14 protein-coding genes are annotated in these 14,337 nt (G+C 59.2%); 4 read left to right on the top strand and 10 right to left on the bottom strand.

Going from position 1 to position 14,337, the window contains the following annotated elements:
* Positions 1–61: 61 nt before the first annotated feature.
* Complete coding sequence (locus ACR0DJ_RS15975; protein ID WP_170345739.1) at positions 62–1,384, bottom strand: ammonium transporter; 1,323 nt, start codon at positions 1,382–1,384, stop codon at positions 62–64.
* A 34-nt stretch (positions 1,385–1,418) separates the two neighbouring features.
* Positions 1,419–1,757: a P-II family nitrogen regulator gene (locus tag ACR0DJ_RS15980; RefSeq protein WP_170345738.1), complete on the bottom strand. Its 339-nt coding sequence runs from the start codon at positions 1,755–1,757 to the stop codon at positions 1,419–1,421.
* 258 nt (positions 1,758–2,015) lie between these two features.
* On the opposite strand from ACR0DJ_RS15980, the gene ACR0DJ_RS15985 reads away from it, so the two are divergent.
* A complete protein-coding gene (locus ACR0DJ_RS15985) occupies positions 2,016–4,190 on the top strand; it encodes a transglycosylase domain-containing protein (RefSeq protein ID WP_480685612.1) in 2,175 nt (724 codons plus the stop codon).
* 72 nt (positions 4,191–4,262) lie between these two features.
* On the opposite strand, the gene leuB is transcribed toward ACR0DJ_RS15985, so the two are convergent.
* Positions 4,263–5,366, bottom strand: coding sequence for a 3-isopropylmalate dehydrogenase (gene leuB / locus ACR0DJ_RS15990; protein WP_480685613.1), 1,104 nt, complete (start codon positions 5,364–5,366; stop codon positions 4,263–4,265).
* A 91-nt stretch (positions 5,367–5,457) separates the two neighbouring features.
* On the opposite strand from leuB, the gene ACR0DJ_RS15995 reads away from it, so the two are divergent.
* Positions 5,458–5,985 (top strand): redoxin domain-containing protein, encoded by a 528-nt coding sequence (locus ACR0DJ_RS15995; RefSeq protein WP_170345735.1) that lies wholly within the window; start codon positions 5,458–5,460, stop codon positions 5,983–5,985.
* A 3-nt stretch (positions 5,986–5,988) separates the two neighbouring features.
* Here ACR0DJ_RS15995 and ACR0DJ_RS16000 read toward each other — a convergent pair whose 3' ends face one another.
* A complete protein-coding gene (locus ACR0DJ_RS16000) occupies positions 5,989–6,882 on the bottom strand; it encodes a LysR family transcriptional regulator (protein ID WP_170345734.1) in 894 nt (297 codons plus the stop codon).
* A gap of 84 nt (positions 6,883–6,966) precedes the next feature.
* Here ACR0DJ_RS16000 and ACR0DJ_RS16005 point away from each other — a divergent pair, with 84 nt between their 5' ends.
* A complete protein-coding gene (locus ACR0DJ_RS16005) occupies positions 6,967–7,875 on the top strand; it encodes a Rossmann-fold NAD(P)-binding domain-containing protein (RefSeq protein ID WP_480685615.1) in 909 nt (302 codons plus the stop codon).
* On the opposite strand, the gene ACR0DJ_RS16010 is transcribed toward ACR0DJ_RS16005, so the two are convergent.
* The 6 genes from ACR0DJ_RS16010 to ACR0DJ_RS16035 form a co-directional block, all read right to left on the bottom strand.
* A complete protein-coding gene (locus ACR0DJ_RS16010) occupies positions 7,867–8,895 on the bottom strand; it encodes an endonuclease/exonuclease/phosphatase family protein (protein WP_425079395.1) in 1,029 nt (342 codons plus the stop codon). The genes ACR0DJ_RS16005 and ACR0DJ_RS16010 overlap by 9 nt on opposite strands.
* Positions 8,892–9,722, bottom strand: coding sequence for a hypothetical protein (locus ACR0DJ_RS16015; protein WP_170345731.1), 831 nt, complete (start codon positions 9,720–9,722; stop codon positions 8,892–8,894). The genes ACR0DJ_RS16010 and ACR0DJ_RS16015 overlap by 4 nt, the downstream gene beginning before the upstream one ends.
* A 331-nt stretch (positions 9,723–10,053) precedes the next feature.
* Positions 10,054–10,659 (bottom strand): 3-isopropylmalate dehydratase small subunit, encoded by a 606-nt coding sequence (gene leuD, locus ACR0DJ_RS16020; RefSeq protein WP_171206408.1) that lies wholly within the window; start codon positions 10,657–10,659, stop codon positions 10,054–10,056.
* A 42-nt stretch (positions 10,660–10,701) separates the two neighbouring features.
* Positions 10,702–11,256: an HdeD family acid-resistance protein gene (locus tag ACR0DJ_RS16025; RefSeq protein ID WP_480685616.1), complete on the bottom strand. Its 555-nt coding sequence runs from the start codon at positions 11,254–11,256 to the stop codon at positions 10,702–10,704.
* 37 nt (positions 11,257–11,293) lie between these two features.
* Positions 11,294–12,697 carry a 3-isopropylmalate dehydratase large subunit gene (gene leuC, locus ACR0DJ_RS16030; RefSeq protein ID WP_152459723.1) on the bottom strand — a complete coding sequence of 468 codons (1,404 nt, stop codon included), beginning with the start codon at positions 12,695–12,697 and terminating at the stop codon, positions 11,294–11,296.
* 43 nt (positions 12,698–12,740) lie between these two features.
* Positions 12,741–12,848 (bottom strand): hypothetical protein, encoded by a 108-nt coding sequence (locus ACR0DJ_RS16035; protein WP_010438763.1) that lies wholly within the window; start codon positions 12,846–12,848, stop codon positions 12,741–12,743.
* Between the two features lie 103 nt (positions 12,849–12,951).
* On the opposite strand from ACR0DJ_RS16035, the gene ACR0DJ_RS16040 reads away from it, so the two are divergent.
* A complete protein-coding gene (locus ACR0DJ_RS16040) occupies positions 12,952–14,304 on the top strand; it encodes a mechanosensitive ion channel family protein (RefSeq protein WP_480685617.1) in 1,353 nt (450 codons plus the stop codon).
* Positions 14,305–14,337: the final 33 nt, after the last annotated feature.

Consider the following 14,337-nt stretch of genomic DNA (forward strand, 5'->3'; position numbering starts at 1 on the left):
ACATTCCCAAACAAGAAACCCGGGCACGAATGCCCGGGTTTTTTTTTTGGTTGAAGTGGGCTCAGCCTTTCGAGAACTCGGGATAGGCTTCCATACCCAGTTCGCCCATGTCGAGCCCGTTGATCTCTTCTTCCTCGCCAACCCGCAGGCCGACAGTGGCCTTGAGGATCGAGAACAGGATGAAGCTGACCACGAAGACGAAGAGACCGATGGCCGCGAAGCCGATGATCTGGGTCACGAAGGACGCATCACCGTTGGTCCATGCCACGATGAAGGTGCCCCAGAAGCCTGCGATCAGGTGAACCGGGATCGCACCGACCACGTCATCGATCTTCATGCGGTCCAGCATCGGAACGGTCAGGACAACGATCACACCGCCGATTGCGCCAATGATCAGTGCCTGAAACAGCGACGGTGCCAGTGGTTCAGCGGTGATTGACACCAGCCCGGCCAGCGCGCCGTTCAGAACCATGGTCAGGTCGACCTTGCCGTACATCACCTGCGTCAGGATCAGGGCGGCGACGGCACCGGCGGCAGCGGCCATGTTGGTGTTGGCGAAGATACGGCTGATATCGGCCATGTCACCGATCGTGCCCATTGCCAGCTGCGAACCGCCGTTGAAGCCGAACCAACCCAGCCACAGGATGAACGTCCCCAGGGTAGCCAGCGCCAGGTTCGAGCCGGGGATGGGCACAACTTTGCCTTCCTTGTTGTATTTACCGATACGCGGGCCCAGGACGATGGCACCGGCCAGAGCGGCGAAACCACCTGCGGCGTGAACCAGGGTCGAGCCGGCGAAGTCGCTGAAGCCCATCTCGGACAACCAGCCGCCACCCCACTGCCAGGACGCTTCGATCGGGTAGATGATGCCTGTCAGGACGATCACGAAAAAGAAGAAGGGCCACAGTTTGACGCGTTCGGCCATGGTGCCCGACACGATGGACGCGGTGGTGGCGCAGAACATCAGTTGGAAAAAGAAGTCTGAACCGACGGACGCATAATCCAGCGCGGTTTCGGTGTCGGCCAAACCAACCGGCTCGAGCGACGTTGGCGAGAACGCGCCCAGAATGCCTGTGATGGTCCAGCCATCACCTGGGTACATCAGGTTGAAGCCGACCAGCCAGTACATGATGGCCGCAAAGGAAAACAGGCCCATGTTCTTGACCAACTGCATGGCCACGTTTTTCGAACGCACCAGACCGGCCTCGAGCATGGCAAAGCCCGCGGCCATCCAGAATACCAGAAAACCGCCGACCAGAAACAACAGCGAAGTCAGGATGTATTGCGTATGCTGTGCGGTCTCGCCTGCGGCCTCTTGCGCCAGGCCCATCTGCGGCAGCGCGGCAATCGCGGCGGCAGGGATGAGAGATTTCATCAGGTTCATGTGTCTTCCTCGAATGAGTGTGATTGGGCGCGCTTTACAGCGCGTCCTCGTTGGTTTCCCCGGTCCGCACGCGCAGCGCCTGCTCGACATCGAGGACGAAAATCTTGCCGTCGCCGATCTTGCCGGTCTTGGCGGTTTTGGTGATGGTCTCGACGATCTGGTCGGTCATCGCGGCGGGCACCACGATTTCCAGCTTGATCTTGGGCACGAAGTTCACCGCGTATTCGGCCCCCCGATAGATTTCGGTGTGGCCGGATTGCGAGCCGAAGCCCTTGATCTCGGTCACCATCATGCCGCGGACGCCGGCCTCGGTCAGTGCCTCGCGCACCTCCTCCAGCTTGAACGGCTTGATTGTCGCAATGATCAGTTTCACGTCTTTCCCCTCTGGTTCTCCGGTGGAGCCGGTTTGTTTGCACCCGCAGAAAAATGCGCGACTGAACGTGGTAAGAAACGGCTCTTGGGGGCGAAAGGGCTGCCAAATGGCGGAAAGTTGCACATTTTTTGCACATGTCGGGTGCATTGATTAAATAACAGGCGGTGTTGTGAGGGGAATTTTCGGAAAATCGGACCTCTACATACTCAGGTCAGCGGGGTATGGTGGCGCAAAAGAAAAACCGGGCAGAGTTTGAGCATGACTGAGTCCAAGCGACGCAAGCCGAAATTGGTTGCGGATAGAAGGTACCCGTCAAAGGGCCGTAAACCGTCGGCGTCCAAGCGCCCGGCGGGCAAGAAGGCGACGGCCCGCAAGACAACCACGCGCAAAACCGCGCGCAAGAAGACGCGCAAGAGATCGGGCGGCAAGGGCGGCGGGATCTTGCGTCGCTTTTTCCGCTGGGTCTGGCGTATGGTCTGGGGTCTGACCTGGCGGGTTGGCGCAGTTGTGGCCATTGTGATCGCTTTGGCAGTGGGCGTCGTCTATACCTCTTTGCCGGACCTGGACGCCTTGTTGGACGGGCGTGCGCGCGGATCGGTCACGCTGCTGGACCGGGACGGCAAAGTGTTTGCGTGGCGCGGCGACCAGTTTGGCGGGGTGATCACGGCTGATACGGTGTCCCCGCATCTGAAAAACGCCGTCATCGCGACCGAGGACAAACGCTTCTATCGCCATTTCGGTGTCAGTCCGCGCGGTGTGGCAAGCGCCGTACGCATCAACCTGAGCGAAGGGCGCGGCCCGTTGTCCGGGCATGGCGGGTCGACCATAACGCAGCAAACGGCCAAACTGCTGTGTCTGGGCGTGCCTTATGATCCGACTGAATGGGAATCCGAGGCTGCCTATGAATCCGATTGCCGTCAGGGATCACTGTGGCGCAAGGCCAAAGAGGCTGTTTACGCAATGGCGATGGAGGTGAAATACTCCAAGGATGAAATTCTGACCATCTACCTGAACCGGGCTTTCCTTGGTGCAGGCGCGCGCGGGTTCGAGGCCGCAAGCCAGCGATACTTTGGCAAGTCCGCGGCCGAAGTCTCGCCGGCCGAGGCAGCGATGCTGGCCGGGCTACTGGTTGCGCCCACACGCTATGCGCCGACGAACAATCTGCAACGGTCTCAGGACCGGGCCCGCCTTGTGATCGGTCTGATGGAGGATCAGGGCTATCTGACCACTGCGCAGGCCAGCGAAGCACGAGCGCGACCTGCGCAACTGTCCGAGGCGGCAGCTGCGCGGGCCGGGGGGTACTTTGCGGATTGGGTCATGGCCAGCGGGCCCGAGTTCTTTACCCGCAACACGACCGAAGATGTGGTGATCCGGACGACCTTGGATCAGCGCATCCAGACTTCTGCGGAAGAGGCGCTGAAGTTCATCTTTCAGGAAAAAGTCCGCGAAGGATCAAAGGCGCAGGCGGCCATTGTCGTGATGTCGGCAGACGGCGCGGTACGTGCGATGGTTGGCGGGCGCAAGACACGCGTGTCTGGCGCGTTCAACCGGGCGACACAGGCGCTGCGTCAGACGGGATCGTCGTTCAAGCCGTTCATCTATGCCACCGCGCTGGAACTGGGATATTCGCCGCTGGATACGGTGATGGATGAACCCTATTGCGTCGATATTCCGGGGTCAGGCCAGTGGTGCCCCAAGAACTATACCAACAAGTATTATGGGCGGGTGACCTTGGCCGATGCGCTGAAAAACTCGCTGAACATACCGGCGGTGAAAGTGGCCGAGATTTCCGGCCTGGACAATGTTCGGACGGTCGCCAGCGGCTTTGGGATTGCCAGCGACCTGGCACAGGGGCCCGCGCTGGCGCTTGGTGCCTCTGAAAGCACGTTGATCGAGATGACCGGCGCATATGCGGGCATCCTGAATGGCGGGTCACAGGTTGAGCCTTATGGGCTGACCGAACTGAAACTGCTGGGCGACGAAACACCCGTCATGGTCACGACGACCGGTATTGGCGAGAGGGTCATCAATGAAAAGGCTGCCAGACAGCTGACCTGGATGATGGAACGTGTGGTCTCTGAAGGAACCGGCGGGCGGGCCAAATTGCCCGGCTGGCAGGTGGCGGGCAAGACCGGAACGACCCAGGCCGCGCGCGATGCGTGGTTCATCGGGTTCACGGCGGATTATGTGGCCGGGGTCTGGATGGGATATGATGACAACACGCCTTTGTCCGGCGTAACCGGGGGCGGGTTGCCTGCCGAGATCTGGAAGGAAACCATGCTGCGCGTGACCGAGGGGATGACACCCACACCCCTGCCGATGATGGCGCCGGAACCACCGGTTCAGGTCGCCCAGCCGCAGCCCCGCCGAAAGCGCGGAGGTTTTGCCAACGACATCAACAATCTGCTTAAGAACATTTTCGGCGGCAACTAAAGCAAACTCGAAAACGACAGAACAAAAAAAGGCGGTGCACCGGGCACCGCCTTTTCTTCTTTGTTTCGTTGCTTAGACGCTTGCGTCCAATGCAGACAGGATTGCGTCGCCCATTTCGCTGGTCGACACGGGCTGAACGCCCTCATCCGCCAGCAGGTCGCCGGTGCGAACGCCGTCGGCCAGAACTTTCTCGATCGCAGCTTCCAGCCGATCCGCTTCCTCGCCCTGATCAAAGCTGTAGCGCAGAGCCATCGCAAAGCTGAGGATACAGGCGATCGGGTTGGCTTTGCCCTGACCTGCGATATCGGGGGCCGACCCGTGTACGGGCTCGTACATCGCCTTGGGGCGTCCATTGGCCATCGGCGCGCCCAGCGACGCCGACGGCAGCATACCCAGAGACCCGGTCAGCATCGCGGCGCAGTCCGACAGGATGTCGCCGAACAGGTTGTCGGTCAGGATCACGTCAAACTGCTTGGGTGCGCGCACCAGCTGCATGGCACCGTTGTCAGCGTACATATGGCTCAGTTCGACCTCGGGGTAGTCAGCGGAAACGCGGTTGACGACTTCGCGCCACAGGATGCCCGATTCCATCACGTTGGCCTTTTCCATCGAGCACAGCTTTTTGTTCCGGCGCATCGCCAGTTCAAAGGCCGAGCGCGCGGCGCGTTCAATCTCGGATTCGGTGTAGCGCTGGGTATTGATGCCAACGCGTTCATTGCCTTCCTCGAAGATGCCGCGCGGTTCACCGAAATAGACGCCCGAGGTCAGTTCGCGCACGATCATGATATCCAGACCGGAAACGATGTCTTTCTTCAACGACGAGAAATCGGCCAACGCGTCAAAGCACTGGGCCGGGCGCAGGTTCGAATACAGGTCCATTTCCTTGCGCAGGCGCAGCAGGCCGCGCTCGGGCTTCAGGCTGAAATCCAGATCATCGTATTTCGGGCCGCCAACGGCGCCGAGCAGAACGGCGTCGACCTCCTGCGCCTTGGCCATCGTCTCATCGGACAGAGGCTTGCCGTGGGCATCATAGGCGGCACCGCCGACAAGGTCCTCGCTCACGTCAAATTGAAGACCGCGATTGGCGCCGAACCAATCAATGATTCTGCGCACTTCGGCCATAACTTCCGGGCCAATTCCGTCTCCGGGCAGGATGAGGAGCGAGGGGTTGGACATCGACAGTCTCCTTGCGTTTTGTTGCACAGGGCCTAGCGTCTGCGTTGCATCGGGTCAATGAGACGAACCTGCCAAATCAGAGGGAAATCACATGCTGACACCTGGAATTCCGGTTCCTGCGCTGAAAATCGATACTGTTGCCCATGGCAGCTTCGATCTTGACGTGGACAAGGGCGAAAACGGGACGCTGGTGATTCAATATCGCGGGCTGCATTGCCCGATCTGCATCAGGCAGATGGCCGAGGTCGAAGCGGCGCTGGATGACTTTGCGGCGCTGGGCGTCGAGGTCATCATGATCACCACCGATACAGCCGAGCGCGCGGCGGAAACCACCGACAAAGCCGGAGCGTCGCGCCTGCGTGTGGGTCACAGCCTGCCGCTGTCTGCTGCGCGCGACGATTGGGGACTGAACATCTCGATCAAGCGCGAAGGCAGCGCCGAACCGGACCTGTTCGCAGAGCCCGGGCATTTCTACATCGCACCCGACCGGACGCTGTACTATGCGTGGCAACAGACCACGCCTTTCGGTCGCCCGTCCATGGCGGATATTGCGGGTGGTTTGAAATTCACATTGGGCAACAACTATCCCTCGCGCGGCACTTATACCGGCCCTCTTTGATCGTCAGAGACTGGCTTTGAGCCCTTCGGCCAACAAATCCCAGACCCTGCGAATGCGTGGGGTCTGGCGCATGGCCTGAGGTGCGGCCAGCCACACCGGTAGAATCGGGATGTCCACATCCAGCGGCAGGATTTCCACGTCGGGGTCGGCTTCGGCGACCTGTACCTGACTGAAGCCTATGCCACAGCCCGCCCGGATCAGTTCCCAATAGGCGCTTTGCAGGTCACAGCGGGTGGCAAAGCTGTCGCGGCTGGCGGGCCATCCCTTTTCACGCATGGCCTTGATGATTTCCTGGTTCGCGTCAAAACCCACCAGGTCATGCGTAAACAGTTCTTCCGGCGTCTTGGGGCGCCCCTTCCGGTCCAGATAGGACTTGGCGGCACAAAAACACAGCGGCACATCCCCGAGATAGCGGGAAATGAGATCCACCTGAGCAGGGCGATACATACGCACGGCGATATCCGCCTCGCGATAGAGCAGATTCTCGGTGGTGTCGGTGGCCACCAGTTCAAGCTGAATCGTGGGTTCCTGCTTGCGGATGGACGCCAGTATCGGTGGCAGCAGGTGATGCGAGGCAAAGACCGATGCGGTGATACGCACCGAGCCTTCAAGCTGTTGCGATTGCCCCGCGGCGGCAAGACTGAACGCGGTCATGGCGCTGTGCATCTGCTGGGCCATCGGCAAAAGCTGTGAACCCGCTTCGCTGAGCTTCAGACCGCGCGCATGGCGATCGAAAAGCGAGACACCCAGCTCGTCCTCGAGATTTTGAACCTGTCGCCCCAAAGTGGGTTGGCTGCGATTGAGATGCCGTGCGGCGGCAGACAGCGATCCGGTCTCGGCCACGGCCAGAAAGCATTGGATCAGAGACCAATCTGCATGTGTCAGTGCTTTATCCATTCATAAATGAATACACGTTCTGCGTTCTGCGGCAATTCCTTGCGCGAAGTGAATGGGTAGATTGATCTCAGTCAGGAGGCAGACATGGCACGATCAGCACTGGTATTGGGCGCATCAGGTCGCTTTGGATGCAATGCAGCACAGGCATTCAGGCACGCGGGCTGGGACGTGACAGAATTTGACCGCAGGTCCGATTCGCTGTCACAGGCGGCGCGCGGCGTGGATGTCATCGTGAACGGATGGAACCCGCCCTATCCCGATTGGGCGCGCGATGTGCCTGTGCTGACCAAGCGGGTGATAGATGCGGCCTCAGATACGGGGGCGACCGTGATTGTGCCGGGCAATGTCTACGTATTTGGCGAAGATACGCCGGGCCCGTGGTCGGGCGGAACCCCGCATCGGGCCACCAATCCTCTGGGTCGGGTCCGGATCGACATGGAAGAGGCCTATCGCGCGTCGACCGTGCGCACCATCCTTTTGCGTGCCGGGGATTTCATTGACACCAATGCATCCGGAAACTGGTTCGATCAGGTCATGATCAAGCGTTTGTCGCGCGGTCGGTTCGTTTATCCCGGTGATCCGGAGGCGCCGCACGCTTGGGCCTTTCTGCCTGATCTGGCCCGCGCCGCCGTCGCGCTGGCTGAGATTCGCGAAGACCTCCCCCGATACTGCGATGTTCCATTTGAAGGGTATACTTTGACCGGGACGCAGATCGCTCAATCGCTTTCGCATGTCACCGGCCGGACGGTTGCAGTGCGGCGCATGAAATGGTGGCCATTGCAATTGGCCCGCCCATTCTGGCGCATGGCCCCTCATTTGATCGAGATGCGGTACCTCTGGCACGTGCCGCATCAACTGGATGGCGGCTATGTGAAAGAATTGCTGGGCTCGTTTCCCAAAACGAATTTGGAGGATGCCTTGCGTTCCGCCATTCCGCCCCAACGGGCCGCTTCATCGCCGACAACCGGGAACAGGGGCGAGGTTCTAGGGTAGGATTATGTCAACCCAGACCAGTCGATGCCTGCTGGCGCGTCGGGCACTGTCGTACAGCGTGTCACCTTCCACGGGCCAGACAATGCCGGTTTCCAAGATTTGCAGATCACTGGACGGCAACACATAGTCAACGCGCATTTCTCCGGTGGCTTTCCATTCGACTGTTGCTGATGAACCCGATGGGTCCTTTGGCATCGGGTCCTGCACCTGGGGATCGGTCAAAAGCGCGCGAATGGCCTGCTTGTGGCCTTCTCCGCGGGTCGGGTCGAGATTGGCGTCCGCAGCTATCACGAAGGGGCTTTGAGGAACTGGCCCCAGACCGCCATTCAGCAAAACCGACCACAGGCGAATCTCATCCCTGTTGCGCAGACCATTGCGATCTTCGGGGCCGTCAAAAACCGGTGGGGCAGCGTGAAAGGTCATCAGGCTGAAACGCCCATTCGGGGTTTCGATCGGAAGCACCCAATGCACGGTCGAGGACAGGCGCTGAATGTCGTGCGCAGCTTCAGACGGGAAGGGAAGGCCGTTTTTGCTTGGTAAAGTGGCCCCAGGCAGGTCTTTCCACCGCAGATTGGTGTAATCCTGAACGTCATCGGTCAGGATTTCGAAACGGGACAACACCGCTACCCCTCCGTGGCCGGTGAACTTTCCCCAGCCCTGCGCGTCGCCGGGACCTTGCGTTTGGCCATCTCCGTCCAGATCCAGCGGTGTTTCCAGCCCTGCATTTGGTCGGGCGGAAAAGTGATAGGGGAAATCCAGACCGGCATCGCGCAGTTTTTCGGACAGGGCGCTCAGGGCTGCGCTTTCCAGATCCCAGTCGATGCCTTGCAGGGCTATGACATCAGGTCGCGCGGCGGAAATGACCTCGACGACAGCGGCAACCTGCGCATCATCCCGCTGAATGTCGCGCAGCAGCAGGCCGGGGCCGTTTCTGCTGAGTTCAGTGTTGTAGGTGGCGATGCGATAGACCTCTGCCTGTGCCGAGAAAGGCAGCAGCAGCAAAGCAAGGGCGCGGATCATGCGGCCTGCGTTGTCTCGCTTGTCGAATAGGCGCGGCGCTTTTCCACGATCAGACCTGCGATGCGAAGCGTCGCCATGCCGCGCATGATCATGCTGGCGGGCAGGAAGGCCCAGGCGCACATGGTCCAGATCAGCGTCTGCGGATTGCTCAGCGAGATCGGGGCGACAACGCTGCTCATGAGCTTGATGACAGCGGGGATGACGAAGGGAAGCAGAACACCAATACAGATATTCAGGCGTCCGTCACGTTGCAGGCGGGTAACAACATCGCCGCCCTTGGTGGGATCAAACAGCGGTAGATTGGTCCACACGTTGAAGGCGCCATTGCCCGTGGGCCAGCCACGCACCTTGACCGCATAGGCAAAGCTGGCGACGGTGACCAAAGCAGCGACGTAGGCTACGCTGGCTGCGATCCGAACCAGTTCGATCAATGGCTGGCCCGCATCCAAGGGGAGCATCAGCACGATCAACCGAACCGGGGAATAGGGGAAGTCCGCGACATTCGCGACGGCCAGACCCACAGCATAGGCAAACGTGGTCAGTTCAGTCGGTTCATAGGCGTTTTTGCAAACCAGCGTCAGAAAGGTGACCATCGACATCAACCCGACAAATCGCAGGCGGTTCACCGGTGGAGCATCGCGAAATTCAATAAAGCTGGGAAAGGCGGAATTGTACTCGGCGAACGTCAGGATGAACGCGAGAATCGCGAGGAAGACCAGAATCTCGGTCCCGTTCGTCGATGATACAGGCAGGTACAACGCGGGTGTCAGCACCATCAGTGCCACAAGTATTCCGCGTATCGCCGCCCCTGTTGTGCGCGCAATCACTATCCGAACCCTTTTTCAAACCGGATAAGCCGATCTTCGCCGACTTACATTCCAACTTGTTCCCATCGTCTCGAGTTTTGACGGATGCCTCTTTAGCGCCAACATGGACGATAAGCGGCATTTCGCTCAAGACAGGGTGCAGAAAACACGTGATTTCGGGCAAAATGATGGCGCAACTGGTGCGGGATTGCATCATTTTCGACGCAAATCCGACGTGTATCTCAATGTGAGACCAAGATGTTGTGGTTCTGGTAAAATCAACCCCAAGAATGAGAGCGGGGCCGCCTTGGCGACCCCGTTAGGTTGAGTATCCAAAGAATCGGCTAAGGCCTTACACCCAGGGGCGGGCCTGACTTGCGTGATCCTCGAATTTGTCGATGTGGTGGTCTTTCTCCATGGTCAGACCGATATCGTCCAGACCGTTCAGCAGACAGTGCTTGCGGTGCGGATCGATGTCGAATTCGATCACGACCCCATCCGAAGTGGTGATCTGCTGATCTTCCAGGTGCACGGTCATGCGGGCGTTCTCACCCTTATGTGCGTCTTCCATCAGGATCGCGTGGTGTTCTTCCTCGACCACGATCGGCAGGATGCCGTTCTTGAAGCAGTTGTTGAAAAAGATGTCGGCAAAGCTGGTCGAGATCACGACCTTGATGCCGAAATCCTTGATCGCCCAGGGAGCGTGTTCGCGCGACGAGCCGCAGCCGAAATTGTCGCCGGCGACCAGAATTTCGGCCTCGCGATAGGCGGGCTTGTTCAGGACGAACTCTTCGTTCTCCTGCCCGTCATCATGATAGCGCATTTCATCAAACAGCACGACGCCAAGGCCGGACCGTTTGATGGTTTTCAGATGCACTTTGGGAATGATCATATCGGTGTCGATATTGATCAGTGGCATCGGGGCGGCCACCCCGTGGACTTTTTCAAACTTTTCCATGTCTGCACTCCTGCAGGAGAGGGCCGCGCCCGTTTCCCGCGATTAAGCTTCTTTCGCTTCTGTTGTTTCGTCCTTGGGTGCGTTCTTGACGAAGAACGCCATGAACACCAATCCGAACCCGTTGAACAGCATCTCGATGCCCAGCAGGATACCCAGAAGGCTCAGCAAAGCGGCGGGTTCGCTGCTTGCATAAGACCAGATGATACCTGCGAGGATGATCGACAAGATGCCTGAGATCATCGTGGGCCAGAAAAACTGTGTTCCTTTCATCTGGAACGACAGAATGACCCGCGCGATGCCGCCTGCCATGAACAGGATCAGCATCACGGTTGCCAGCGTCAGTGTTCCCTGAAGCGGGTGATCCAGAAAGGACCAGCCCAGGAACAGCATGACCGCACCCATGCTGAGTGACAGAATCTTGTTGCCTGTGCCTTCGACGGTGAAACCGCCGACCACCTGCATCGCGCCCGCAATCAGCAGCAGCGCACCGGTCACGACCGTTACAGCAAGCGAAGCCGCAATCGCATTGCCCAGCGCAAAGACGCCGAACGCAATTGATAGAAGCCCCAGCAGGAGCCATTTGACCCAGTCACTCATTTGTTCAATCCCTCAAATATCTAGATATGAGGGCACCTTACATCAATTCACGGACGTCTGTCAGCCGTCCCGTGATTGCCGCTGCGGCAGCCATTGCCGGGCTCAGCAGATGTGTGCGCCCGCCCCGGCCCTGACGGCCTTCGAAGTTGCGGTTCGAGGTCGCGGCACAGCGTTCGCCCGGTTGCAACTGGTCGGGGTTCATCGCCAGGCACATCGAACAGCCTGCCAGACGCCATTCGAACCCGGCCTCTTTGAAGATGTCGGCCAGGCCTTCTTCTTCGGCCTGGGCGCGGACCAGCCCCGAACCAGGCACGACCATGGCGCGCATCCCGTCCTTGATCTTCTTGCCTTTCAGGATTTCGGCCGCGGCACGCAGGTCTTCAATACGTCCGTTGGTGCAGGACCCGATAAAGACGGTGTCAATCTCGACATCGCTCAGCTTCTGACCGGCTTTCAGACCCATATACTCGATTGACCGGCGGGCCGCCTCGACCTTGCCGCCTTCGAAATCCTCAGGGTGCGGCACGGTTGCAGTGATCGGCAGAACATCCTCGGGGCTAGTGCCCCAGGTGACGACAGGCGCGATGTCTTCGCCACGAATCGTGACAACCTTGTCGAAATGCGCGCCTTCGTCGGTGTAGAGTGTTTTCCACCAATTCATCGCGGCTTCCCACTGCGCACCTTTCGGCGCATGCGGACGGCCTTTGACATATTCGAACGTGGTCTCATCCGGTGCAATCAGTCCTGCGCGTGCGCCGCCTTCGATGGCCATGTTGCAGACGGTCATGCGGCCTTCCATCGACAGGTTGCGGATGGCTTCACCGCAATACTCGATGACATAGCCGGTGCCGCCGGCGGTGCCGGTTTCGCCGATCACGGCCAGGGTGATATCCTTGGCGGTCACGCCCGGCTGCAATTTACCGGTGATTTCCACCTTCATGTTCTTGGATTTCTTCTGGATCAGGGTCTGCGTGGCCAGAACGTGTTCGACCTCGGACGTACCAATGCCATGGGCCAATGCGCCGAATGCGCCATGGGTGGCGGTATGGCTGTCGCCGCAGACGACGGTCATGCCCGGCAGGGTCCAGCCTTGTTCGGGGCCGACGATGTGCACGATGCCCTGACGGACGTCATTCACCGGGTAGTAGTGAATGCCGAAATCCCGGGCGTTTTTGTCCAGCGCTTCGACCTGAATGCGCGATTCCGGGTTTTCAATACCGTTCACCCGATCCGGCGTGGTCGGAACGTTGTGGTCCGGCACGGCAATGGTTTTTTCTGGGGCGCGCACCTTGCGGCCTGCCATGCGCAGGCCTTCGAACGCCTGCGGGCTGGTGACCTCGTGGACCAGATGGCGGTCGATATACAGCAGGCAGGTGCCATCATCGGCTTCGTGCGCGACATGGGCATCCCAGATCTTGTCATAGAGTGTTTTGGGGGACATGTGTCCTCTCCCGTATGAAATGAGAAATAGCTGGCGAGTTGGCTCAGGCGACGGGTAGGCGCGCCAGGACCGTGCGGGCAGCCCCAAAGAACCGTTCGCGCAGACGCGCGCGGTCTTCCAGATTCTGTTCTTGGGCCACATTGAGTCTCATGCGGTTCAGATATACCGCGCCTTTGCTGCAATCAAGGTTCAAAACCGGTGTCAGACTTGCATCGCCTAGCATTGCTGTCCAAGCTGCCGTGCAGGAGGCGCGTATGAACCAAGACCTGATCCCCAGCTCGCTGACAGACCTTTACAACAACATGGTCGCGGGGTTCTCTTCCGAGCTTCAAGAACTGGTCGAGTTGGTGATTACGCCGGGCTGGCGGCAGTATCAGTTGATCATCATCCTTTTTCTTTGGGCGCTGGCTTTCCTTCTGAAAACTCTGACACAGCCGCGATGGGATGCCTGGACGCGTGCCCGCACCGGATGGCCGAAATGGCGGCTTCGCATCATGGTGCAGATGATGCAGCGGCTGACACTGGTCTATTTCGTGCTGCTGTCCTGGTTCCTGTATCAGGTTATGCAGCATGTCACCTGGCCTTCGCGCAGTTACCTCATTGGGATCATTGCAACTCTGGCAACTGCGTGGCTGGCTATCGCATTGGTCGCGAGGCTTGTCCGCAACCGGACGCTGCGCCGGATATTCAAGTGGGCAATGTGGGTCTATGCAACGCTTGTTGCGTTGAATCTGACGGATGACGTGGCCGAGTTCCTCGATGGGGTCGCGATTTCCGTCGGGGACCTGCACATTTCTTTGCTGGGCATTCTCAAGGCCATTCTGCTGATCGGAGTCCTGTTGACGCTGGCCCGCATCGGCACCCGCGCGGCCGAGCGTGGCTTGCAGAGCAATGACGACATCACCCCGTCTATGCAGGTGTTGTTGGCCAAGGGAATTCAGGTGCTGCTGTACGGTGCGGTCTTTCTGGCCGCGATCCGCACGCTGGGCTTCGATCTGACCGGCATAGCGCTGCTGTCGGGCGCAATCGGAGTGGGCATCGGGTTCGGCCTGCAAAAAGTGGTGTCGAACCTGATCTCGGGGATCATCATCCTGATGGACCGGTCGATCAAGCCGGGCGACGTGATCTCGCTGGGTGACACGTTCGGTTGGATCAACGCGCTGGGCGCACGCTATGTCTCGGTCGTCACGCGGGACGGGCGGGAATACCTGATCCCGAACGAGGACCTGATTACCAACCAGGTGGTCAACTGGTCGCATTCCGACAAATTCGTACGGTTGGATCTGGATTTCGGCACCAGCTATGAGGATGATCCCCACAAAGTGCGTGCAACGGCGATCCGGGCTGTAAAGGCGGTGACCCGCGTGCTGAGTGGCGGAAAACATGAACCGGTTTGCCATATCACCGGCTTTGGTGACAGCAGCGTGGATTACGTTCTGCGGTTCTGGATCAGCGATCCGACCAAGGGGCTGACCAATATTAGGGGTAATGTCTATCTTGCGCTATGGGATGCGTTTCAGGACGAAGGCATCTCGATCCCCTTCCCGCAGCGCGAGGTTCGGATTTTGCCCGAAAACGCAAACATGCAACAAATCGCAGAAGAGTGATCACCTGTGGACGGGGCCGGACGCGCTTTCATT

The sequence above is a fragment of the Ruegeria sp. BF10 genome, from assembly GCF_056538725.1.